This is a genomic window from Psychrobacter cibarius, assembly GCA_030686115.1.
GTDB classification, from domain to species: domain Bacteria; phylum Pseudomonadota; class Gammaproteobacteria; order Pseudomonadales; family Moraxellaceae; genus Psychrobacter; species Psychrobacter cibarius_C.
Genome location: CP131612.1, coordinates 664495 through 689537, shown reverse-complemented (window position 1 = coordinate 689537; position 25043 = coordinate 664495). Strand labels below are relative to the sequence as shown.

General features: G+C 42.0%; 23 protein-coding genes. 4 read left to right on the top strand and 19 right to left on the bottom strand.

The annotated features are described in order from the left end of the window. The first annotated feature begins 61 nt into the window (after nucleotides 1-61). Complete coding sequence (locus Q6344_02870) at nucleotides 62-895, top strand: hypothetical protein (protein WLG14307.1); 834 nt, start codon at nucleotides 62-64, stop codon at nucleotides 893-895. 389 nt (nucleotides 896-1284) lie between these two features. Here the strand turns inward: Q6344_02870 and Q6344_02865 are convergent, their stop codons facing one another. After that, nucleotides 1285-1587 carry a monooxygenase gene (locus Q6344_02865; GenBank protein ID WLG14306.1) on the bottom strand — a complete coding sequence of 101 codons (303 nt, stop codon included), beginning with the start codon at nucleotides 1585-1587 and terminating at the stop codon, nucleotides 1285-1287. A 140-nt stretch (nucleotides 1588-1727) separates the two neighbouring features. Between Q6344_02865 and Q6344_02860 the strand changes: the two genes are divergently transcribed. Then, the gene (locus Q6344_02860; GenBank protein ID WLG14305.1) at nucleotides 1728-2684 is read left to right on the top strand and encodes a DUF1853 family protein; all 957 of its coding nucleotides are present in this window, start codon (nucleotides 1728-1730) and stop codon (nucleotides 2682-2684) included. Between the two features lie 72 nt (nucleotides 2685-2756). On the opposite strand, the gene Q6344_02855 is transcribed toward Q6344_02860, so the two are convergent. The 10 genes from Q6344_02855 to Q6344_02810 form a co-directional block, all read right to left on the bottom strand. After that, a complete protein-coding gene (locus tag Q6344_02855; protein WLG14304.1) occupies nucleotides 2757-4019 on the bottom strand; it encodes a hypothetical protein in 1263 nt (420 codons plus the stop codon). A 118-nt stretch (nucleotides 4020-4137) separates the two neighbouring features. Then, nucleotides 4138-5595, bottom strand: coding sequence for a hypothetical protein (locus Q6344_02850; protein ID WLG14303.1), 1458 nt, complete (start codon nucleotides 5593-5595; stop codon nucleotides 4138-4140). A 248-nt stretch (nucleotides 5596-5843) separates the two neighbouring features. Further along, entirely contained in the window at nucleotides 5844-6374 is a 531-nt protein-coding gene (locus tag Q6344_02845; GenBank protein ID WLG14302.1) for a DUF2726 domain-containing protein, read from the bottom strand. Between the two features lie 298 nt (nucleotides 6375-6672). Beyond that, nucleotides 6673-7863, bottom strand: a complete 1191-nt coding sequence (locus Q6344_02840; protein WLG14301.1) for a LysM peptidoglycan-binding domain-containing protein — start codon at nucleotides 7861-7863, stop codon at nucleotides 6673-6675. A gap of 258 nt (nucleotides 7864-8121) precedes the next feature. Continuing rightward, entirely contained in the window at nucleotides 8122-9525 is a 1404-nt protein-coding gene (locus tag Q6344_02835) for a folylpolyglutamate synthase/dihydrofolate synthase family protein (GenBank protein WLG14300.1), read from the bottom strand. Between the two features lie 234 nt (nucleotides 9526-9759). Continuing rightward, nucleotides 9760-10722, bottom strand: coding sequence for an acetyl-CoA carboxylase, carboxyltransferase subunit beta (gene accD / locus Q6344_02830; protein ID WLG15125.1), 963 nt, complete (start codon nucleotides 10720-10722; stop codon nucleotides 9760-9762). A 270-nt stretch (nucleotides 10723-10992) separates the two neighbouring features. After that, on the bottom strand, nucleotides 10993-11826 hold the full coding sequence (trpA, locus tag Q6344_02825) for a tryptophan synthase subunit alpha (GenBank protein ID WLG14299.1): 834 nt from the start codon (nucleotides 11824-11826) through the stop codon (nucleotides 10993-10995). Nucleotides 11827-11893: 67 nt separating this feature from the next. After that, nucleotides 11894-12604 (bottom strand): hypothetical protein, encoded by a 711-nt coding sequence (locus Q6344_02820; protein WLG14298.1) that lies wholly within the window; start codon nucleotides 12602-12604, stop codon nucleotides 11894-11896. A gap of 84 nt (nucleotides 12605-12688) precedes the next feature. After that, nucleotides 12689-13891 (bottom strand): tryptophan synthase subunit beta, encoded by a 1203-nt coding sequence (trpB, locus tag Q6344_02815; GenBank protein ID WLG15124.1) that lies wholly within the window; start codon nucleotides 13889-13891, stop codon nucleotides 12689-12691. Between the two features lie 173 nt (nucleotides 13892-14064). Continuing rightward, the gene (locus tag Q6344_02810) at nucleotides 14065-14748 is read right to left on the bottom strand and encodes a phosphoribosylanthranilate isomerase (protein WLG14297.1); all 684 of its coding nucleotides are present in this window, start codon (nucleotides 14746-14748) and stop codon (nucleotides 14065-14067) included. A gap of 210 nt (nucleotides 14749-14958) precedes the next feature. Between Q6344_02810 and Q6344_02805 the strand changes: the two genes are divergently transcribed. Then, the gene (locus tag Q6344_02805; GenBank protein ID WLG14296.1) at nucleotides 14959-16644 is read left to right on the top strand and encodes an FAD-binding domain-containing protein; all 1686 of its coding nucleotides are present in this window, start codon (nucleotides 14959-14961) and stop codon (nucleotides 16642-16644) included. Nucleotides 16645-16737: 93 nt separating this feature from the next. Here the strand turns inward: Q6344_02805 and Q6344_02800 are convergent, their stop codons facing one another. Both Q6344_02800 and Q6344_02795 read right to left on the bottom strand, forming a co-directional pair. Then, complete coding sequence (locus Q6344_02800) at nucleotides 16738-16899, bottom strand: hypothetical protein (protein ID WLG14295.1); 162 nt, start codon at nucleotides 16897-16899, stop codon at nucleotides 16738-16740. Between the two features lie 169 nt (nucleotides 16900-17068). Further along, nucleotides 17069-17806, bottom strand: coding sequence for a DUF4230 domain-containing protein (locus Q6344_02795; protein ID WLG14294.1), 738 nt, complete (start codon nucleotides 17804-17806; stop codon nucleotides 17069-17071). 569 nt (nucleotides 17807-18375) lie between these two features. Between Q6344_02795 and Q6344_02790 the strand changes: the two genes are divergently transcribed. Next, a complete protein-coding gene (locus Q6344_02790; protein ID WLG14293.1) occupies nucleotides 18376-20094 on the top strand; it encodes a proline--tRNA ligase in 1719 nt (572 codons plus the stop codon). An 87-nt stretch (nucleotides 20095-20181) separates the two neighbouring features. Here the strand turns inward: Q6344_02790 and Q6344_02785 are convergent, their stop codons facing one another. The 6 genes from Q6344_02785 to Q6344_02760 form a co-directional block, all read right to left on the bottom strand. Continuing rightward, on the bottom strand, nucleotides 20182-20583 hold the full coding sequence (locus tag Q6344_02785; protein WLG14292.1) for a lysozyme inhibitor LprI family protein: 402 nt from the start codon (nucleotides 20581-20583) through the stop codon (nucleotides 20182-20184). 84 nt (nucleotides 20584-20667) lie between these two features. Beyond that, nucleotides 20668-21543, bottom strand: coding sequence for an NADPH-dependent 7-cyano-7-deazaguanine reductase QueF (gene queF / locus Q6344_02780; protein WLG14291.1), 876 nt, complete (start codon nucleotides 21541-21543; stop codon nucleotides 20668-20670). 63 nt (nucleotides 21544-21606) lie between these two features. Then, nucleotides 21607-22437: a hypothetical protein gene (locus Q6344_02775; GenBank protein WLG14290.1), complete on the bottom strand. Its 831-nt coding sequence runs from the start codon at nucleotides 22435-22437 to the stop codon at nucleotides 21607-21609. A 27-nt stretch (nucleotides 22438-22464) separates the two neighbouring features. Further along, nucleotides 22465-23334, bottom strand: coding sequence for a hypothetical protein (locus tag Q6344_02770; GenBank protein ID WLG14289.1), 870 nt, complete (start codon nucleotides 23332-23334; stop codon nucleotides 22465-22467). Continuing rightward, a complete protein-coding gene (locus tag Q6344_02765) occupies nucleotides 23335-24192 on the bottom strand; it encodes a hypothetical protein (protein ID WLG14288.1) in 858 nt (285 codons plus the stop codon). It lies immediately after the preceding gene. 63 nt (nucleotides 24193-24255) lie between these two features. Then, entirely contained in the window at nucleotides 24256-25029 is a 774-nt protein-coding gene (locus Q6344_02760) for an ABC transporter permease (protein ID WLG15123.1), read from the bottom strand. Nucleotides 25030-25043: the final 14 nt, after the last annotated feature.

Below are 25043 nucleotides of genomic sequence, written 5' to 3'. Positions count from 1 at the left end.
CAAACCTTTAGGCTGGTACTGCCTTGCACCTACTTTGATTTAAAGGTGTAGAGGTGTAAGCGTGAGAAGTCTTAGTGATTATTTAGGTATTGAAGATACCGTCAAACTAATTAAAGAGTTTACGAAAGTACCTTTTTTTAATAAGGGCAACTTGTTTGATCTTGTGGTGAAAAAAGAACTACAGCCAATAATCTATTTTGATGGTTATGGCGCAACATGGACAAACAAACTGTATTCACCATACCCCGAAGACTTTAAAGACATGAATGAATGGTCAGGAGATATAGATTATTCAGCACAATCAAATCATGTTAAAGGATATTTTTATATTTTACATGGTGAAGCTATCGTAAATTCTAAAAATCCAATTGAACACAGACGTTTCATTATCCAAAACCTAGTAGATTATCAAATAATACCTAACCACTCTTTACCAAATCGAGAATCAAACCCAAAGGGAGATATATTTAGGAGAACTCCTTTACATGTGACCGACCACATTTTATTATCAACTGAAAATCCAAAAGATGAAATTATAGACCCGTATTTTAGCGAAAATGATATTAAGTTCTATATTTTAGATATTATAAATATGCTTGAAAAAAATGGCTATTATTCAGCTGATGATAAGAAGGACAGCCCATCCGATGATAAAGAGTTAAACCTCAAAGATAGCGCCTATCACTTGATATCAGTCTTAAAAGATTTACTGCTTAATCCTGATACTAATGCTTATCACTTTAAAACAGACATTAGTAAAAGTACAAACCAACCAACACAAGCAGGGCTTGCAGAATATATTGATGCAATGAATATTAAAGGTCTAAAATCGAGAAATATAAACGGTATATTTTCAGATGCTAATCGCTTGTTAAATGATGCTCGAAAGAACTAATGCTCTCATATTATCCAGATTGCAAATGCAAGCTACAAATTGCAAATGCAATGACCTAAACAACTCTACCTCATAAACTAGCAACCATAAGCCGTAGCAATCAAGCTACAGCAAATATGGAGCTATCACATGAAACACTTAGAAAAAGCTAGAGTCTTAACCAGTACAAAATCATCATTCCAAAAGCTATTCAACAAACCAACCAAATGGTCGTTTGCCATATTGAAACTTTTGATCGTTATCATAGTACCGCTATTATCAAATGCACCAGATATTCAGCTTAATTTTTATACCGTTAACATCCTATTTTAAGTTGAAAACACACAGAAAAAAACCAGCCATTGCATCCAATGACTGGTTTTTTTCTGTTTATTACTCTTGATCAAGTATTACAGAGACGCTTTAGTAATCGCACTCAGCGCTTCATTGAGGATAAATACTTTAGACTTAATATCAGTAAAGCCAAATGAGGTCAGTCTTTGAGTATGCTTCTCTAAGTATCTGTTGGCATCCTCTAAGTTATCAAACACATAAATACCGCCCGCTTCTTGCGTTGCTTCGTTTTCTGTCCATAGCTTGTAGACCAGACCGTTCTCGTTTGCGATGTCTTCAGCCAACTCTTTCATAGACTCAAAGAATTGATCGCCAAAAGGTCCGCTATAAGGAAAGTCGATTTGCAAAAGATATTTCATTATTGAATCCTCATTATTATTAAATAATCGGCAAAATATATGCTGCCAGATACTTTCAATCTTAACATAGTACGATTGACTATAGACTTTTGGCAAGCGAGCAGCTAGGGTAAATGTACCACTTTATGAAGGTTCAACCCATGTCTGAGGCTATCGCTCAGCCCCTCTCGACTTACCTTATAGATGACGCACCTTGGGACGTATACCAGCGACCTTATGTGCGCGATTTGGCGTATGTGCTTGCATGCCCTAACGTCCTAACGGAATGGCTCGATGTTGCACCGCATCAGAATACACATACCGTGTCGGTACATAGCGCACACTTTTGGCAACAGCAGTTTGCAGCGTATCAGCAGCGTTTAGAAGAGCTAGATAGCACCAATGCTTATCAGGTGCTGACCCGTTATTTACTCAAGCGTCCAAGTCCCAATCGATTGGGGTTTCATTTTGAAGGGTTAATTTCTTTTTGGTTAGAAGATGGGTTTGCGCGTAAGTTGCATCTATACGAGACAATCGCTAATAACATACAGTTATTTAACGGCAAGCAGACGACTGGTGAGCTGGATTTAATCTTATATAATCATGGAGAAAATCTGGTCGAGCATTGGGAGCTGGCGATTAAGTTTTTTATGGGATCAGCGCCTTTTGCTCCTGAGAACTGGGTTGGCATCAACTCCAATGACAATTTACAGCGTAAAATGACCCATATGCAAACCAAGCAGTTTCGTACCGTATGGGTAGATACTCAAAATCATGAAAAAGTCAAAATTGATAAGCGTTATGGCGTTATAAAGGGACGATTCTTTTTGCCAATTAATACCTGTAATTTTACTTATCCGCCTTGGTTAGCACCAAGCTTTCCTATACATAAATGGTGCGATAGCACTGATATGACGAATCTTGCGACGCTTGATATAAGGGCATTACGAGCCGCCCATTATATCGAATGGTTTACTAGGCGCGACTGCTATGATGGAAGACAGCCGCAGGTAGCTTGGTCAAACGACGCACTGCCTACGACAGGACTATACTTCGAAGGTTATAGTCCGATCGTCATTTATCCTGAACAGCGCGACAAAACGCATGACAAATTTTAGTAACATCCACCGCATTATATGCACATCGACGTTTTAGCCATCTGCTTTATTAATGCAATGCAATGAATGAAGCTACCAAGCATAGCGTCCATACAAGCTAATCTCACTGCGTTTGGCTTTTTCTGAATCGAGACTGTCAGTCAGCAATTTGATGCCAGCATAACGACTGTCTACAGCGAGACCCAATGCTTGCGTCTGCGGCTCTATCAAGCCCGTCACCGTAATGGGGAAAGCATCATTGGACGTTTGGTAGCCTGCGGATAATTGATATAAGTCTTGAATGTCATTCACTTGACCATGTAGACCGAGCTGCCACTGACTGTCTAGCTGATGCTGAAGGCTACCTTCAACTCGCCATGGCAATGTCTGTGTGACATCGTCAGTACTAAGCTGCCCTTCAATCGTATAGAGAGGTCTGCCGTTGACGTCATAATCCAACGCATAGCGAGTGCTCGGCATGTCTTTCCAGCGCATACGTCCAAGGATATCGTAGCCACTCAGAGACAACTGCGTGCTATCAGACAACTGACCTGTGAGCTGCAAATCGAGCGAATAACCATATCCCGAAGGTTTCGCGGGGTTCCAGTTTAGGTTTTCCTCCCCTAAGGCTGGTTCATCATAGTAATAATCGATGTAAGCGTTGGTTTTATCCAAACTGTCTCGTATGTCTGTCACCTCATTATTTGGTAACACTCTGGTGCTTAAATCGCCAACTATCTTACCTTCTAATGCATGCAGTCCTTGCCAGAGATTGGCCCGAGTCGTCAATTGCCAGTTAGGCAGGAGCTGCTGCGTCAGACCAATATTAGCACCGAATCTTTCATTGTGCTTGGCTTCCAAAAATAACGGATAATCTTGACTGGTACTTGAGGGCTGTTTATTTTCATACTGCCAATAAACTTCGGCAGTCTCTTTGCTAAACGTCATTAAATAATCATAACGCCAACCTAGACCGTAGCTAATCGCACTGCCCGCAGGACGAATCTCAAGCGACGTCCGACCTTGGGCATAAGCATGATCACCCGAGTCCAAAGGGGCACTCCAATCGTCTAAAAATTCTGAGATAGGCTGTGTTGGACTATGAGCCGTTGCCATCAGACTCCACTCTATCTGCGCGTTTGACTGAGCAGTATGACTGTCTAGCAACCCTGTCGCTTGGGGGTAGAAGTAAAAATTCGTGTCAGCAGCTGATATATCTGCACTATCAGCAACCGCAGCGCTGGATATCATCATAGCGGCAATCGCTGGCGTAGTGATTAACTTGGTACGGCTGTATAAATGCGATGCTAAGCTTTTAGGTAAAAAACCATAGAGACTTGAAACGTTATATGGCATAAATTTCTCACGTTTATTAGAGAGCATAAAAAAGAGACAGGAATCTGTCTCTTTTTTTTGTTGCTATACCTCAATCGCTACTAACAACGGTTGAGAGTCGATGTGACACATGATTTGATTATAAAATAATTAAACTATCATCAGTAAACTTGGCAGTAACTTTGCCATCATTATCCATTAAATCACCGTAGTCTTTACCGTTAACCATGATATCGCCAAGCTTACCCATTTTATCTTTGATAAAATCACCATTGGCATCAACATTTAACTTGATCGACGCTTTATTTTGCTCAACAGTAAACTGAGTGCTAACCACATCATAGTTATTATCTAAGCTTGACTTACCGGTTACAAATAGCTTCTTACCCTCTACGCTAGCAGTTAAACCTTGTAGCTCAATAACATTACGAGCAGTACGCTTAAGATTGGCTTGGAAATCAAGTGGAATCGTCGTTGTGCTCTCTTTCGTGACCTTGCCCTTAATCGCCAATACTATTTCCATACCTACGTATTTATTGGCGGCCTCTTCGATATCACCAACTTCATCGATTATGATAAATTTCTTTATATCAGCGTCATTGGCAGTCGCGTTCAGTGTAATCTCTACATCAGTCATCGGTTTTTGCTTGGTCATCTTGCCCGTTATAGCAAACTTATAAGGGATTGTTCTAACCACCAGACTGTTATCTGCTAGCTTTCTGCTGACATCCAGTGCGGCAAATTCAAAATCTTTTGCTTCAATCACGCTATCATTAGCCGTCAACTTCAGGCTGCTTAATTTGATGACTGCCTTTTCTAGCGTGATGCCTTCTCTATTTGCATCATTGATATCAAACTCATCATTGACCACGACTTTATCACTGAATTGACCACTGACTGTTGCGCCTTTAGTACTTGAGTTGAGGGTAACGGTATCATTGCCAGTGCCAATGTTAATACTCTTGAAACCCAAGCTGCCGTTAAAGTTATCTGTACTGGTGTTTGAGCTTAGCGCATCTTCGAAACCATCAAATGCTACCTTAAAACTGTCTTGATTAACGACAACAGGTCCGTACAAACCTGTTTGTGGGTTATACACATAATCGTATTCTTCAACATCTACTTTGGTTGTACCATTCAAGGTAAACTTACCGTCAGTACTTAGCGTTGCGACAAAACCATTTTCGGGCGTTAAAGTGATATTGCCTAATGCGACCTCAAATTTTGTATCATTGGCTAATGCTAAGATATCAGCTGCCGTGAGCTGTGATACATCATTCTCTTCCATATAGTATTTTAGATCACTTGGGATATCGAAGGTATAACCAAGTCGCGTATCTTGCTTTTCTGTAAGGATATCACTTACATCTTCGTAAGCATCTGTAACCGCTTTATTGTCACTGACAAATAACTTGGCGGTACGAATCATCTCTTTCGCTTGCTCGATTTCAGACAAACTATTATCGACAGGTGGTTTGACTGGCACATCTGGCGTATTAGTACCATTACCAGAAGAGTTATTATTGTTGTCATCACCACAGCCTGCTAACGCTAACGTGCTGGCTAACGCTAATGCGCTCAATTTAAAAAATTTCATAACACAGTCCTTTATAGAGTTATTTTAAAAACTAGAAGCACCAAAACCTTTATCTAATTAAGCAAATAATGCCTTAATCCAGAAAAGCGCTTCTTAATTTAGAAAACTTAAGTTTGCTTTAAAATAAAATAATAATACTCTTATTTAAACAACTTATCTATAAAGTAAACGGATATAACAGCAATGTTACACAAAAAAATAAATGCCGTTGTTGCGACTAATCTTGACTGCCCGCCAAAGATACTTTATCAATAATTTTCAATCACTTGCATCAGCTCGTACCTGAGCATATCTGCGCTTGGCATGCGCTCAGCGTGAAAGCGCACAATAGCAATACCGGCACTAGCAAGGGCTTTGTCTTTTTTGTCATCCGCCTTTTGACGCGCTTTACTCGTGTGTGTCCAATCATCAAGCTCGATAGCAACCAGCGTGGTCTGCGCATCAATATCCACAATCACATAATCGACGCTTTGACGACAGATACGATTGAACCAAAAACTACGCTCGGACGCCTCACTGCTATTGCCTTCGATAATACGTGACAGTTGAACTTGAACGAAAATATGATATTCCGGCAACGCACTTTTTAGCTTATTAAAGAAAATGACTTCCGTATCCGTCATAATCGGCATCGGCGCAAACGGCCAAATAGCCAACTCATCACCGCGTACTGGCTTTGGATCAGGCTCAACAACTGGGGGTTTTTTCAACAGCTTTGGTACAGTAATCAGCCCTAAAAACCCAACGGCCAATATTAAAAATATAACACCAAATGACATGGTTTTACCTTATACATGATTAAGGCAGCCAAATATGTATGACGACTTCCATAAAGTGACATATATACTCAACTGCGACAGGGCAGCCCTTATAGGCTGACCCGTTATACAGAAAAAATCAGGGGCAATCGGCGCACATCGTAGCTAAGCTTACGCCAATCAGCAAACACCAAAACAAAAAACACGACAATAAATGTCGTGTTTGAATAAAACTCAGATAAAACAATAAAATCTAACCAAGACTCTGCTGTTTATTTAGCAATAACAGTCATCCGATTATCGTGATTTTAATGCTATTTTAGCGCCAGTATAAAACCCAAGCACTGGTCGTATTGACCTTGGGATCGCTATTAATTTTATCTTTTAACGCTAACGCTGCCACTTTACCGCGCTCAGGACCGACGATGACGCGAACCCCACGGCTGGTAGGGCTGGTCTTAACTTGGTAGCCTGCGGATTTAAATTTCTTTGCCAGCTCATCCGCTTTGGCTTGATCGTTTGCCAATGCTACTTGCACCCCAAAGCTGCCTTTGGCGTCGGTTTCTTTGACTTCTTTACGGGCTTCACTGAGTTTCTGCTGTGCTTCACGCTTAGCATCCGCTGATTTTTTGGCTAAAGCCTCTTCTTTCTGACGCTTGTCTTCGCGTGCCTGCTCAGCCGCTGCCGCTTCACGTGCTAATCGCTCCACTTGCTTACGTGATGGAATGGTGATGTTTTGACCTAATTGTAGCGATGTCGACGGTGACAGATTATTCGCTTGTGCCAATACCTCTACTGGCATATTGTACTGCCGCGCCAGTTTAATCAGCCCATCTCCTCTTTTGACTTGATAATCAGAAGGCGATTTTGGCGGCTCATTTTTAGCCGCTTCTGCTGCCGCTTGTTTTTTCTCAGCCGCAGCATCCGCTTGTTTCTTAGCATCCGCTTGTCTTTTTTCTTCCGCTTCTTTTTTACTGTCTGCTAGTTTCTTTGCGGCAGCCTGCTCTTTAATCGCCGCTTGCCTTTGAGCTTCTTGTTGCGCTTGGGCAGCTTTTTGCTGGTCTTCAGTGTTTGTCTCACTTTCAGCTGACTCAGCAGCGCTAGTCTTTTTTATTGGTGCTGTAGCATCATTTTTTTCCGCGTCTGATTTATCACTATCTTCAGCAGCTGCCGCACTACTGGCCATATACTGCTGACTTTCTGCACGGGCTTTTGCCAATGCTTCCGCCTCAGCGGCTTCCTGTTCAGTTAAGAACTGCTGGGCACGTTTTTCTTGTTCAGCAACACGAGCAGCGCGCTCTTTTTGTTTTTCTGCCAAGATACGTTTTTCAGTCTCGATATCCGTCGTCAGCGGCTGAGGAGACTCTTGCTCAGGGCTTGGCTTATCTACCATTGCTGACGCTGGTTGTGGTTCATTACTATCACCAATCTGTTGCACCATGGCGTATAGCATCACGCTACCGCCGATAATCATCCCAATGCCCAATAAGGCTTGTCTCGAAAAGTTCATCCGTTTACGTCTCTTAGTTGGTAATAAGGTTGATTGAGCGGCGCAACTGCCGTCTCAAAACTGTGTTTAGATAGTTTTAATAGCCTTGATAGGTGTCATTGCCACCAGTTGCGTCCATCCGTTTTTAAATGTTATGCCAAGCGTTTAATGCCATTATAGAGCAACTTGCCAAATCACTTTGATTATAAAGCATATTTTTCATACTGTCTGCCATCATGCTACTGCTAAGATTAACATTAAATAAGTACCATTTTAATGTTAATTATCAACCGCCAGTGCTGCCAGTGCCTCGCCGATCGTGTGAAAGGAGCCACATACCACGATAAGGTCTTGCGGTTGACTGGCATTGATAATCGCATCGGTCGCTTCTGATAAACGTTTAAATTCGTGTATTCGAGCATTGTCGACATAGCTCGATAGGATACCTTGCAAGTGCTCAGTGCTCGCGGCACGTGGATAATCAATCTCAGCGACAAACCAATCGCTAATCGGTAAGCCCGCTATCGTCAAATGCTGCACGACTTTATTGATATCTTTATCGCCCAACATAGAAAACAGCATTTTAATGCTGGCAGGTTTTCCTGTAGCTTGACTGATATGATTACTATGTGGATTACTGCTGTGATTGAGAGTATCAGAGCTGTCTTGATTGGCTAGATGCTGTTGCCAAAGCGGTAATAATTGCGCCAATAAAAACTCGACGCCTTGCTCGTTATGCGCGACATCAAACAGCCAATGGCGATTGTGGGTCTCACGATAATCAAAGCGACCAGCGAGCCTGACCGTTTGTAATGCTTGCTCGATAGCGGTGCTATCGACATTTAACGAACTTGCGAGCACTGCTGATAACGCAGTGGCAGTATTGGTCAATGATAGTGCTGGGCGCGGTAATTGCATGGTGACCGCAGCATTGCTATATTGCCAAGCGCTTGCATCCACTTCACGATAATCAAAATCTCGCCCAACTTGATAACAAGTTGCTTGATGCTTATCAATCGCTTGCTGCACACTGACTGGCATTGCAGTAGCACCATAAACCACGCTGATACCATCACGTAAGATACCTGCTTTCTCACGGCCAATATCTTCAACATTGTCACCTAACCAATCGACATGATCGATGGCGATATTGGTAATCACTGCCATATCAGGATCGATGATATTGACCACATCTAAGCGCCCACCCAGACCGACTTCCAACACCCAGACATCACAATCCGCTTCGGCAAATATTAATAATGCGGCAAGTGTGGTCATCTCAAAAAATGACAAGGTCAGCTCACACGCTAATCGCGCTGCTTCTACCTTGCTAAAGGCTTCAATTAACGTCTCGTCACTGACCATCTCGCCATTGATACGCACGCGCTCATTAAATACACTTAGATGCGGTGATTGATACAGAGCCGTTTTATAACCTGCTGCTTGGCACATCTGCGCAATGACAGCCGTCGTTGAGCCTTTACCATTGGTGCCCGCCACCGTGAATACATAAGCATCGTCTTTGGCTGACTGTACCACGCCTAACGCCTCGGCAACTGGCAAAACTCGCGACAACCCCATATCTATTGCCGATACATGAATCTGCTGCATATAATCGAGCCATTCGGTCAAGCTAGAATGCTTGTTGGGAGTGTTAGGGTTAAAAAGTAGAGAGTCGGACATGGACACAGCCTATATTGAAATATTTGAATAAAAAATGGTCAATGAGAAAGCATTCATTAAGAAAGTACAGACAGTATATAACTACCTGCCCAAAAAGCAAAAATAGCATTTACCGCTGTTGACGATAAATGCTATTAATTGATCTTACTTAGTCAGCAAAATTGAGCATGCTACTAAGCATAAGTCATGCGGAATATTAAACTCAGTTATCCGTTAGTCAAGCCGATGAGCAAGTTAGGCATCAACATTAGGCATGCGGCTTAACTTTGCTAGCAGACGGTAAATGGTATCAATCATTTGATGACGATGCACCACTTCATCGACCACACCGTGCTCTAACAAGAATTCGGCACGCTGGAACGGCTCTTCTAGCGTCTCACGAACCGTTTGCTCAATCACGCGCTTACCTGCAAAGCCAATCATGGCTTTTGGTTCTGCTAAATGAATATCACCTAACATAGCGAGCGACGCAGTCACACCGCCATAAACAGGATTGGTCAATATCACGATATACGGCACGCCAGCAATTCTCAAACGCTCAATCGCTGCGGCAGTACGAGCCATCTGCATCAAAGACAGCAAACCTTCTTGCATACGTGCGCCGCCAGAGGCAGCAAAGCAAACTAAAGGCACTTTGTCTGCCAGCGCTTTCTCAGCTGCTTGGACAAAACGATCGCCAACCACTGACCCCATAGAACCGCCCATAAAGCGGAAGTCAAAGGCACAAGTCACCACATCAAGATTGCGCAGCTTGCCATACAGCACAATCAGCGCCTCAGACTCGCCTGTCTTATCTTGTGCTTCTGTCATGCGCTGCGGATACGGCTTACTATCCACAAAACTTAGCGGATCTTTGGCAGTAAATTGTTGTCCAAGCTCACCGTCTACTTGATCGAGCAACCAGTTTAAGCGCTCACGAGCACTCATCGGTAAATGATGATCACAATGCGGGCAAACATAGCAGTTAAAAATAAGCGCCGTATTGGTAATCATCGAATGACAATTACTGCACTTGGTTGACGGTTCAGTCTCTACTGCTGTCAAAGGCGCTGTCAATTGCTGCTTAATACCCGGTATCGGGCGATTAAACCACGATTGCCCAGCAGTGTTACCATTCGGCTCAACGTTGCTATTTTCAGTATGGTTCAGAGTTGTCATATCAGGTTTTGTTATCGTATCAGTCATATTATTCGCCATTATCAAAGGCTTATCGACAAGCTGGCTCATGCGCTTGTCCCTAAGAATCGATTTATAAGGATCAGTTTAATCGTCACATATTCTCATAACTTTCGTAGTTATAAAGCGCAGTTATAAGGCACGCTTTCGTGAAACTGTAACAATTTATATGTGATGTTAGTTTACACACGTAAACTAACTTTAGCAAAGTCATTTAACCCTGTCTTTATAAACATTGTTATTCATATTGCCATGACGATTTAAGTGACGATAATTTAACTTTATTTAACTTTATTTAACTGAGGCACTCAAACTATCAAGTGCACCGCGTAGCTCATCCATTTTTGCCATGATTTTTTGCTGAGCAGCGGCAACCGCAGTGCTATCATTTGCATCTATATCAGCAAAATTTTGAACCAAGGCACTACCGACAATAATACCATCCGCATGCGCTCCAATCGCTTTAGCAGAAGCCGCATCACGAATACCAAAACCCACACATACTGGCAAATCAGTCGCTGCTTTAATCGCTTGCACTTGAGTCGCAACATCATCAGTATCAAGCGTTGCCGAACCCGTCACGCCTTTTAATGACACATAATAAATATAACCACCACAATGGGTCAATACCTGCTCACGGCGCTCAGGTAAAGTGGTTGGTGACAATAAGAAAATCTCGTTCATCGCATGGTCAGTCAAATGCTGGGTAAAACTGCCCGCCTCGCTTGGCGGCAAATCAACCATCAAAATACCATCGACACCTGACTGCTCACATAGCGCGACAAAGTTGTCATAGCCGATGATTTCCACGGGATTGAGGTATCCCATCAAAATAATGGGGGTCTGCGTGTCTTGCTGACGGAACTCTGCCACCATTTTTAGCGCATCACGTGTACTCGTACCTGCGGCTAATGCACGCTCTCCAGCCAATGCAACCACAGGACCATCTGCCATTGGATCAGAGAACGGCAAGCCGACTTCGATCATATCTGCGCCATGCTTGACCAAGTCGTGCAGCAAACCAACAAAGTTATCAGGCGTTGGATCGCCTGCCATGACATAAGGAATCAGTGCTTTTTTATTTTGTGCTTTTAGGGTTTCAAAAGTGCTTTCAATACGGGTCATAGTGGTCTCTTATAATTTTAAAGTTAATTTATTGTCATTGAATCGTATAAGGCACAGATTCCCTCTACTAATGACCTTGCCAGTCGATATCTAGCTGTTCGGTACGGTTATAGAGTATATGAGTTAATAATAAAGCTACTTGCATTCTATGAATCTGATAATGATTGTCTGAATTATCGTTTAAAACATAACTTTCAAGCGTTGACTTTAATAGTACAAATTCTGATAACCCATTTCCATCAAGTGAGTCAGGAATAATATTTTCCTCGAATCTTTCACTGGCATTAGGCTTGTAGAGTATTGAAATACCACTATCATCTTTTTCAATGTTATAAACAATTTCATCTATATTATCAAAACATATCACTCTCTCTTTACAACGACTATTTGAGAGGATTCTTAGTTCATCAGAGGTAATAGACAGGATAGGTTCTAAATGCCAATCAATATTTTTTGCCATATGTTTACTAGGTAGGTTTTGGCCTTTTTCTTTACGAAATGCTAAGTAATGAGAAAATATGTGCCATAACATGAACATACTACATATAACAAAAATGGATTTAACCTTTAATAGATCATTACTACCTAAAAACCTCTCTGCTAGATATAAAAGAAAGCCGATCACTACCGAGAGCAAAGCTAGTTGCATACTATCAACAAACTTTTCACTTTGAAAAAACTTTAGTTGTTTTTTAGGCAGTAGCGAATTAATGTTCAAGGGCAGGCTAAGTGTTAGCTTATCCGGAAAACTATTTAGCTCAAATAAATTATGACTCACCGTACCCCCAATATTAGATAACTCTCAAGTTAATAATAGATCTAAAGTAGATTCGAATGATAGGAACTCTAAAATTGTAGTAATTTAAAGCTCAATCCCTTCCGCCTTCATCACTGAATGCAAATCTTTGTCGCCACGACCCGACATGTTTACAATAATCGTTTGATCAGGCGTCATCGTTTTAGCTAGCTTCAATGCATAAGCGACGGCATGAGCAGATTCAAGCGCAGGGATAATACCTTCTTTACGCGTCACTTCATGAAAGCCTTCTAACGACTCTTTATCAGTACAGCCGACATATTCAACACGCTTCATGTCTTTTAAGAAGCTGTGCTCAGGACCAACGCCAGGATAATCAAGACCCGCTGAAATAGAATGCGTCTCTTGAATTTGACCTTCATCATCCGCCATCAGATAGGTACGGTTACCATGCAGTACACCGATACGACCAGCAGCCAATGGTGCTGAATGACGACCCGTTTCGATACCGTCACCCGTTGCTTCAACGCCATACATTTTGACCTCAGTATCATTTAAGAAATCAAAGAACAAGCCAATGGCGTTTGAGCCACCACCCACACAAGCGACTAATGCATCTGGTAATTTACCCGTCATTTGCAGATGCTGAATACGTGCTTCTTTGCCGATAATCGCTTGGAAATCGCGTACCAATAACGGATAAGGATGCGGACCGGCAACCGTACCGATGATGTAATAGGTGCTATCGACATTAGTAACCCAATCACGCATCGCTTCGTTCATGGCATCTTTTAGGGTCCGTGAACCTGAAGTCACTGGCACAACCGTTGCACCGAGCAAACGCATACGATAAACGTTCATCTTTTGGCGCTCGACATCATCCGCACCCATATAGACGATACACTCTAGCCCTAAGCGCGCGGCGATTGTCGCCGTCGCTACGCCATGCTGACCTGCACCCGTTTCAGCAATGATACGTTTTTTACCACTCATTTTGGCAAGTAGCGCTTGTCCAATGGTGTTATTAACTTTGTGCGCGCCAGTATGGTTTAAGTCTTCACGTTTAAAATAAATCTGCGCACCGCCTATCTCATCGCTCAATCGCTTAGCATGATATAAAGGCGTTGGGCGGCCGACATAATTGACCAAATCATTGTGATATTCTTCCCAAAACGCAGGGTCTTTTTTGACTGTGTTATATAACGTTTCTAGCTCTTCTAGTGCTGCCATCAATGTTTCAGAGACAAAGCGACCGCCATGCACGCCGAAATGTCCACGGGCATCAGGATATTGATTGAAATCTTGCACGCTTTCTGGATTGGTGAAGGTGTTGATAGCTTTAGCAGTGATAAATACATCTTTGCTCGCGACATGACTCATGATAATTCCTACTATAATAAGTGGTATTTTTTAAGATAAATAAGGGGGAAGTTTTTCCAAGTAATTAGCTATGTAACGGATAAAAATTCACGGCTAAAAAACTAGTTACTGATATTCGAAGGTTCGCCAAGCGTCTCATTTTGCCATCGGTCGCGTTTTACCGCTTTCATAAAGGCACACATTTTGGCAGCGTCTTTTTTGCCTTTGTCAGACTCAATCCCACCGCTGACATCAACCGCATAAATAGGCAAATCTAAAGTGGCAGCGACATTATCGGCATCCAGTCCGCCCGCTAAAATAATAGGTAGCGAGCTGTCTTGCGGTAGCAGACTCCAATCAAAACGTGCCCCTGTGCCGCCATATTTATGGGGATGGTAAGCATCCAATAAGATACTGTTCGCGCCAGCGGCGGCAAACTCATTAATCTCGGCGCTTACGCTAGCGGCGGTGTGTTGGTCAGCATTAATACGCAGCGCTTTTATCCAGCGTTTATTGACCGCACTGGCCAGCTGCGCACATTGCTCCGGTGTTTCATCACCATGGAATTGAATGATATCAAAAGCGACCTGATTCGCTAATTCTATCAGTTCTGCGCGCGGCATATTCACCACTAGAGCCACTATACTTATAAAAGCTGGCAAAGAAGCACTTAACGATTGCGCCTGCTCGATAGTGACAGCGCGCGGACTGGGCGGATAAAATACCAAGCCAACCGCATCAACACCCAACTGGGCGGCAAGTTTAATATCATTAGGCTGGGTAAATCCGCAAAACTTAACGTGCATGATGTGACCTTAGATATAACACTTAGTGCGACATTATTAGACTGTCTTCGCTACATTGACGGCAAGTAAACGTCAATTGCCAACGCTAAAGCGTAAATATGAGGATTTGTTAATTGAATGGTAAATCCATTGCATCCAAAAACTTATCCTAGCATACTTTTATTACCAGTTTTGTTTATGATTGCGATTGATTAATAGAGGGATAGTTGAATGTCTAAAACGGCGGCGGAAACGTCTCATAACACAGATAGCACCGAAACAAGCAACGTCAACAATAGCGACGATGCCAATAGCGTAAACCCAGAGCATTATTTAATGTGGTTTCGTCGTGACCTGCGAGTTCATGATAATACCGCGCTAGCTGCGCTTTGCGAGCAGGCAAATGCGGATAACGCCTCAGTAAGCGCTATTTACTTCGTGACGCCTGAACAATGGCAAGCCCATGACATGTCGCTGACACAGCTCGACCATATCGCACGCACCTTGCCTATCCTCGCAAAAGACCTACAAACGCAATTAAATATCCACTTAACAGTACAGCTCTGTCCAAGCTTTACTGACTGTGTTGAGGCGATGCTAGATATCTGTAGCGCGAACCAGATCAGCACTGTGATGGCAAATCACGAGTACGAAGGCAATGAGATTAAGCGTGATGAGCAATTAACCAAACAGCTTGCAAACAACGATATAGAATTTGTCCGCTGGCATGATCAATGTATCTTGCCACCACAAACCATCACCACGAACGATGACAGCATGTATCAGGTGTTTACCCCATTTTATAAAAAATGGCGGCATACCTTGGATATCAGCACCATACAAATGCATGAGGCATCCGCCATAAATGGCAACACTAAAGTCAAACTAGAAGTCTCAAACGCCAGTGCTACTATCGAAGATATAGAAAGAGTAACTAAAGAAGTAGTCGAAGATTATCAAAAGGCACTGCAAAATGCTGGTTTATTAGAGCCCATGGATATAGACGTACAGCTTGAGCACGCTCGGGCAGCCTACCCTGCTGGCGAAACGGCGGCGTGCCAGCGTTTAGAGGACTTCATCGCTGATGATATTGATAACTACGATGTGAGCCGTGATGTACCAAGCTTACATGCGACCAGTCAGCTATCTGCCTACCTGACTATTGGCGCAATCAGCCCCAGACTTTGCTACTTACAAGCTACCCTACAATTAAGCAAAGCACTGGGAGAATTACATGGGAATGACGGAGACACCTTAGATAGCGGGGATAGCTTTGACAACACTGATAATAATGACATTAACCGCTGGATAAGCGAGCTGGCTTGGCGTGACTTTTATCGTCATGTTTTAGACTATAAGCCCGAGCTGATTCGCCATCAAGCGTATAAACATGAGACTGATGTCAAAATTAACTGGTCATACAATCAAGACGATTTTGCAGCATGGTGCATAGGTAAAACTGGCGTGCCGTTAGTCGATGCGGCAATGCGCTGCCTGAATACGACGGGCTTTATGCACAATCGCTTGCGGATGGTCACGGCGATGTTTTTGACCAAGGATTTATTGATTGATTGGCGCTTAGGTGAGCGCTACTTTATGCAGCAGCTGATAGATGGTGACTTTTCGTCCAATAATGGGGGTTGGCAATGGAGCGCCTCAACAGGTACCGATGCTGCACCTTACTTTCGTATTATGAACCCTTTTAGCCAAGCCAAAACCCACGATACCGATGGCGAATTTATCAAGACGTGGCTGCCTGAGCTAAAAGCCATTCCTGCCAGCATCTTGCATAGCGAGGATAAAATGCGTCAAGCACTGACAAAGGGCGGTAAGTTTGCTGATATTGATTACCCATTACCGATGGTCGAACATAAAGCGGCTCGCCAATTAGTGATTGCTGAATTTAAAAAACAGTAACGCATTACATCAACACTAAAACCTCAATTTACTAAGAATTTCAGCTATGGCATCTTACTTACATTATCTACCCTTACTAGTATCAGCTAGAGTTTACAAGATACGAGTTTGGATAATGTATAAGGCATAGGCTAGTAGAGTGAAGCTTATAATTAACAGCACCCATGTCGCAAAAGAAAGCGACTCCTTTGCTTTAGGGCGCTTATTAAGCTGACGTTCAGGCTTAGAAGACGGTTTATTATTAAGAGTTGTCATATACGCCACCTTTTTATGTAGTGTTATATTATCAACGAAATTCATAAGTTCACTATGAATAATAGATAAGCTCTACTATACAATATAAATGGCGTTACTTTAAGTGTTTCCAATTAATAAGCTAATGTATGATTATCTAGTCTATGGCTCTAATAAAATTATGTATGCATTATTTTACTGGCATCTTGCACGCGCCTGCACCTTGAGTCGTTACCGTCACTACTGCACCAGTTAACGAAAATAGCTGTTGCAGTTGGGTTTGCGCATTTTCTAGTGCCATATTCATGACATCACCACGACAAGCGCGTTCGAGTACTTCTTTTTTTGCCATACTTTGCGCTTGTTGCAATATTTTTGGATCGACTTGCATCATGCCAAAAGCACCAGTCTGCCAATCATAAATCTCGATATCGTCTAGATAAACCGAAAATATCTCTGATGGTGGGATGGTAATATTGATTTGCGGCATCACTGAGACTGGCGTATTAGCACCCGCTTCTTGTACCTCATCGACGTTAATTTCAGGCTGCACCACTTGTACCATCTCAGGGGTAAGTGCACTTAAATCAATCCCCGCCTCCACTCGTCCACGCGCGATAAACAAACCCTTTTGCTCGTCTTGCCACAGCTTCATCCAACTGCCAGGACGTTGACTGGTAATGACGGTATCGACACTAAACGCCACCGTTTCCAAACGATTCAATTTTTGGATTTGTGTGACCACGCCTTCACGAGTGATGGTTTCTATCGGCTCTTCCTTGGTTATATTCTGCACACTATAAATAGCAAAGACGATAGCTGCTAAACTAATGAGCAGTATCATCCACGACATCATCGCAATGGGTTTTTTCGCTTGTGAGTTAGTCGCATCATTATTAACAGGAGATCGATTGTCAGGATTATTCATATAAACACCCTCAGAGTTTTATCATTTATTTTTATTAAACGTATAACAAATAACTGTCTAAATGATAAATGCTACTTTTGAGCAGCAACTTCAAGTAATAACTACCAATACGCTACATAATGACTAGCGCTACCATTTACTATAAATACCCTAAAAACTGGTGAATAATCGAGTTGTAGTGACCTCATTTGCTCGTTTAAGTCACGTTTAAGTCACGTTCTGTCTGAAAAAACAAAAAGTCATTGCGTCTTAGGCTAACTTTACCTAACATAGTCGGATTGTATAAGCAAAATGTTGGCGTACATCTATTTTTCTGGTCTTTATGCGTAAAGTATGACGCTGCCAACATCAACGTTTTAATGCAAAATGAAAAGTTCCAGCCTTTTTGTAAGGCGTTTTATGAACGCACTTTCTATTCATGTACTGTTTGTCGCAGTACTTTTTAGCTAGGCATGTCCTAGACTATTACCAAGTGATACAAAGGTAAGCTTGCGTCGGCCATCAAAGCACACGCTCAATATCCTACTATTTCTTATTTATTTTATCGTTGATAAGGTTACGCTTTATTTATGAAAGCCAGTCAATTTTTATTTGCCACTCTAAAAGAAACCCCAAGTGATGCCGATATCGCCTCAAGCCAATTGATGGTGCGTGCCGGTCTTATTCGAAAGATTGCTTCTGGGTTATATATTTGGTTGCCCATGGGGCTACGTATCTTGCAAAAAGTCGAACGTATTGTTCGTGAAGAGATGCAAGAAGTTGGTGCACAAGAAGTGCTCATGCCGATGACCCAGCCTGCCGAGCTTTGGCAAACGACCGGACGCTTTAACGATTATGGTCCTGAGCTATTGCGCTTCAAAGACCGTCATGATCGCGATTTTGTGTTAGGTCCGACACATGAAGAAGTCATCACCAATCTGGCGCAAGGCGAGCTACGTAGTTATAAACAACTACCAATCACATTTTTCCAAATTCAGAACAAATTCCGTGATGAGATTCGTCCACGTTTTGGTGTGATGCGCGCACGCGAATTTACCATGAAAGATGCTTATTCGTTCCACGTTGACCAAGCCTCACTCGCCAAGACTTACCATGATATGTATGACGCTTATACGCGTATCTTTACCCGTTTGGGTTTAGATTTCCGTGCGGTACAAGCGGATACTGGTTCTATTGGTGGTTTTGCTTCACACGAATTTCATGTCTTAGCAGACAGCGGCGAAGATGATATTGCCTTCTCTGATTCTTCTGATTATGCAGCCAACGTTGAGCTTGCCGAATCAGTGAGCACCGCTGAGCGTCAGCCACCGAAGATGGAGCGCGAAGACGTCCTGACGGAAAATATGACCAGCTGTAAAATGGTTGCTGAACATTTAGGCTTACCATTAGAAACGACGGTCAAAACGTTAATCGTCCATGGTCATACCGAAAATGATGAGCCACAGCTTATCGCTATCGTATTACGCGGTGATCATCAGCTAAATACGATCAAAGCTGAGAAAATCGAAGAGGCCAATGTACCGCTGACAATGGCTTCTGATGAAGAACTGAAAGCTGCTGGTCTGCACAAAGGCTATATTGGCGTTAATTTGGATATGCCTGTCTTTGTTGATCGTTCGGCAGCAACTTTGTCAGACTTTGTGTGCGGTGCCAATGAAGTCAATAAACACACCACTGGTATGAACTGGGCGCGTGATGCGAGCATTACTCGTGTCGTTGATGTACGAAATGTGCAGGAAGGCGACCCTTCTCCTGATGGTAAAGGCAGCCTAAAAATCAAACGTGGTATCGAGGTCGGTCATATCTTCCAGTTGGGTGATAAGTACTCGCAAGCGTTAAATGCTACCGTATCTGGTGAAGATGGTAAGCCTGTGACCCTAATGATGGGCTGCTACGGTATTGGTGTGAGCCGTATCATTGCCGCTGCTATCGAACAGAACAACGACGAAAATGGTATCATGTGGCCACAGACGCCAACGGTTAATGATTCAATCGCTCCTTTTGAAGTCGCTATCATACCGATGAAGTCAAAAGAAGAGACCGTCATGCAGACAGCGACGGCACTCTATGAAGAGTTAAAAGCACAAGGCATCAATGTGCTTCTTGATGATCGTAACGAGCGTCCAGGTGTCAAGTTTGCTGATCTTGAATTGATTGGTATTCCTCATCGTATCGTGGTTTCAGACCGTAACTTGGCTGAAGGCAAGTACGAATACGTCAATCGCCGTGAGACAGAAAAGCAAATGCTCAGCCGTGAAGAAGTCATGGCAAAAGTAAGCGGCAAATAGTTTTATTCATAAAACTTATACCATAAAAAGCGCCTATCTTAGTGAATAAGATAGGCGCTTTTTTTACTTCTAAAAAAATGAAAATTGTTATTTGATATTATATTTTTTGGCAATCGCCTTACTACGTTTCTGTGTTTCATTAGCGGTGCAAACATTAGCGCTAATCTGAGCGTATACCACAGAATTATTCATTGGACCTTCGTAGTCAAAATCACACTTATCGCTGCGAATCTTTAACCATATACGCTGTTCTTTATCCAACTGCTGTTGTTGTGTCTTATTCAAAGTACGATAAACGCTCATATAGATTTTATTAAGGCGATTTTTTTCGACTACAATCGCATCGTTACCACAATCATAAGCCACTTCCATATAAGCATTTTCACAGTTATATTGATTTTCCACAAATGCAGCCTGTGCCAACTGCAAGGTAGCTAGAGACAAAGTAGCAGTCCCTAGAGCAGTTAAAAAGCTGGTTTTTAACTTCATAACTGCATCTCAATATTCATAAAATAAGGTTTATTGAGTATAGAAAAGAACGCGCATCAATGAAAGCTAAAAATTAATATTTATTTACTGCCTAATCAAGCGGCTTGGCTGTGGCATTAAGCGGATATCACTGACGCGACAAGGGTTGATATCGATACCGCCTCGGCGTGTATACCAAGCGCGAACCATCAGCTCACTTGGCTCATAGTATTGACTCAAATCAGCAAATATCTGCTCCACACATTGCTCATGAAAACCGTTATGCTGACGAAAACTTAAGATGTAACGCAGCATTCCGGCCTCATCGACTGTTTTATTACTGGTAATCGAAACCGCCAACGTGCCCCAATCTGGCTGATTGGTCACCGGACAATTACTACGTAGCAAATTAGAATAAAAAGTATAGGGCTGCACGCTGTGGATTTCTGAATGAGCATCCGTTTTATCACCACTCAATAGCGACGCATCAGGGTGCATCGTCAATGCCACTTTATCCGTACTATTTCCTAAGGCATCATCAATACAAACACCCTCAGGTTGAGCCACCAATAATCCTGATGTCTTATTATGCAAGTCGTCATTTAAGCCAAACAACTCAACTTGCACGTCTGCTTTTACACAGGCTGATAAGTCTTTAGCAATCAGCGCTTGCACATCATTCCAACTAGCGAATTCAGTAAAGTTGATACTGTTTAGATAGAGCTTAAGTGACTTTGACTCAACGATAAATGGCGAGCTGGCTGGAATACCAAAGCGTGCTATCGCAACCTGCGAGATACCCTGTTGATTTAACCAAGACATCTCAAATGCCTGCCACCAATCGATGCCAACCATTAACTTATCGTCTTGCCAGCCAATGACATCGCGACCCATACTGCGAGCGATAGGATACAAGGTCTCTGGACTATACTCGGTTGGATAGTCAGTGGTTTGCTCACCCAAGATACCGTGAATACTCATAAGTTACTTACCTTTCATGCTTAAATATAATGAAATAAAAACCAGTCATTTTACAGCAATGGGCTATTTTATGGGAATCATTTGCCACTCTGATGAACTAGCATTTTTGACCAAGCTAAAACGTACTCGATAGCCTGTATCATCGGTTTCATTGATAAGATAATAAAAATCGATTAAAACACTATTCTTACTTCGCCATTCAATATCTACATTTTCAAAACTATGTCTCTGGTCTCGATTTTGATAAGAATCCAAATGCGCTTTTAATTCGCTGGGGTCACTCTCGTAAACAATCTGATAGTCGCCCTCCTTCTGCTTTTGCCAAATCGTAATATTTTCTTCATCTATATAACCCTCTACTGTAGTAATGCGTTCTTTGTTGGGTGATACACTTAAATCGATACCATCAAATTCTTGACTAAATCCAGTTTTGAGATTAACAAGTACAGTACTTTCTACTTCGGGAAAACTTCTCAACAAGTACAGCAGTTGTTTCTTTTCATCATAATCATATAGTGAAAAATAAGAGTGAGATTGGCCGTCAGGAGCAAACAGCTCATCACGAAAAACCAACGGTAAGCTTCGATTGGGTACTTTGATATATATCGTATCTTTTTCTCTCGAAACACGGTTGCCCAATCCCCACTTTTCGCTAAGCTTGTTATCATGTTTCTCTAAGCTTATCTCAAGGCATTTCCTATAAGAGACCAAACTGTCGTATTCACACTCATTATCAAAGTAATCTGATTTTCTGGCTGGGTCTAGTACTTTCCAAACATAGTCATCCGTCGTCGCTTGGGGCAGGTCTGCTTGTGCTGGCATTGACAGCATTAGCAGTATTGCACTCGTCATACAGATGCGAATTTCAGTGGCTACTGGTAGAGTTACTTGCATATGAGAGCTAGACCTTTTTATTGTTTTTTAATCGTTGGTATTAGCATCAGGTAAAACTCTCTGCCATTTACCCTCTTTATTATCAGCCGCATAAATATAGCGCACGCGAAATGCTACCGTGTCAGTGGGATTGACTCTGTAATAAAAATCAACGTTAACTTTATTATCGCTTGTCCAACTGATATCTCGCGCTTCGTACACCTCATGTTTTTTGTCACTATCATAATCTTGTTCATATAATTCATCACTACTAAACACCGTTGCATAGCCTCCGTCATTATTAGCTTTTTGACGCTCCCATATCACAATATCTCTAGTCACACCTTGCCTACCATTAAACCCTACCACTTGATTCATGTCGCTAGAAAACTTAAGATTGGACGCATACAGCTCTTGCCAGCGCCCTGTGTTTAAATCGACAATGACAGTCGCTTGAGTCTCATACATAGTATGTAGTAACTGTAATAAATGATGCACTTTATCGTAGTACTGCAATTCATAGTGAGCGCTATGTTCCTCTTCAAACGGTTCAAGATAATCCTTAAATACTAATGGCTGCTTATGGTTGGGTGTATTAATATAAATGGTATCTTTTTCTCGAATAACGCGGTCACTCAAGCCCCATTTTCGGCTTTGTGCATTATCAGCTTGGGCTAACGATTTAAAAATACAGTTTTCATAATCTTTAAACGTTCGATATTCAGTATGATCGTATCGACAGCTGTCTTCATACCAGTCTATGGCTACAGGCGCAGGGACTTTTATCCATACCTCTTCATTTGTCGATGGCTCTAAAGCTAAAGGTGCTGCCTGTGCATCTAAGGCTGTTATTGTGGTCAATATAAATAGGCCCGCGACAGTCAACGCCGTCTTTATACAATGAGAGATAGCGATCATTTACCTACTACCTTCATACAGTTGCCACTTATCCGTTGAGGCATTTTTAATAAAGGTATATCGTACTCTAAAAGCCGCTGAATCCGCTTCATTCAACTTATAAAAAGAATCTGCATAAAACTTATCACCATTTACCCAAGTAAAGATTTCGCTATCATAAACCTGCTGTGCTTTATCTGCTTGATAAAACTTTTTATGATTGTCGTAGTTTTTTGAATCGTCACTACTGCTATAGACTTGTTTATAGTAGCCTTCATAGTAACCGCTATCTTGTCGCTCCAAAATATTGACGTGTTCCGTCGCTCCCATTTCACTTTCAAAACCGACTATATATCTCATATCAGGAGAGATACTTAGCTTTCTGAGACTAAAATCTTGCCAAAACCCAGTAGCTAAATTGACTAGCGTCAAGCTCTCTCCTTCATAAAATCTTTGATGTATTGTCAGTAATTTCCGTGATTTATCGTAGTCTTGTAGCGAATAATAAGGATTGAAATCCTCCTCATAAGGGCTCGAGTAGTCAACAAATACTAGTGGATTTTTCCGATTAGCGACTTTGATATAAATGGCATTTCTCTCTCTAAAGACTTTATCGCTGATATTCCATTGCTTACTAAGCGCATTATCTGCATCTTCCCTCAAGTTATAAAGACAGTTTTGTAGCGCATCATAAGTTTCATGTTTGTAGTCGTTATGGCAATCATACTTATACGTTGCAGGATCTACAGGCGTCTCCATGACGACCCAATCATAATCATCCATTGCCGCAAGTGGCGCTGCGATGGCAATGCTCGTGATTGTACTCAATAAAGTGGCTGTAAAAGCCTTACTCATACTTCTGACAAAAAAAATTTTCATAAAAAAAGCCCAACAATGTTGGACTCTTATAATAAGGTGACAAGCTACATTTTACAAACTAATCTACAAGCGCACACGTGAGCCATTACTGAGTAAACGATAGGCGATGGTATAGAATACCGTACAGAAGACAAAAATAGCGGCCATTGAATACCAGACATTCACATCAGAATAACCGAGAATACCGTAACGGAACGAGTTCACCATATAAACGATAGGATTTAATAGCGAGATATTTTGCCAAAATGGTGACAAGTTTTCCATCGAGTAAAACACACCACCAAGATATGTCAATGGCGTAAGCACAAAACTTGGAATGATAGAGATATCATCAAATGAGCGAGCAAACACGGCGTTTATAAAGCCACCAAGTGAAAATAAGATAGACGTACCCAGTACCGTAAATACCGTCACAAATAAATGCTCAATGCCAAGATCAGTAAAGAATAGTGCGACTATTGAGACGATGATACCAATGGCCAGTCCACGAAAGATACCACCACTGATATAACCCATCAAAATCGCATGTTTGGATACAGGAGAAACCAACAGCTCCTCGATACTGGAGGTGAATTTGGCACTAAAGAAGCTCGAAACCACATTGGAGTAACTGTTGGTAATAATCGACATCATAATGAGACCAGGCACGATAAACTGCATATATGGTACGCCGCCCATTTCACCCACACGCGATCCAATCATCTTACCGAAGATGACAAAATAGAGACTCATCGTAATAACTGGTGGCAGCAAGGTCTGTGGCCAAATACGCAGAATTCGGCGAACCTCTTTTAACAAAATGGTGCGAAAAGCAATCCACTTTTTATTCCATGACATGGTTTTATTAGGAT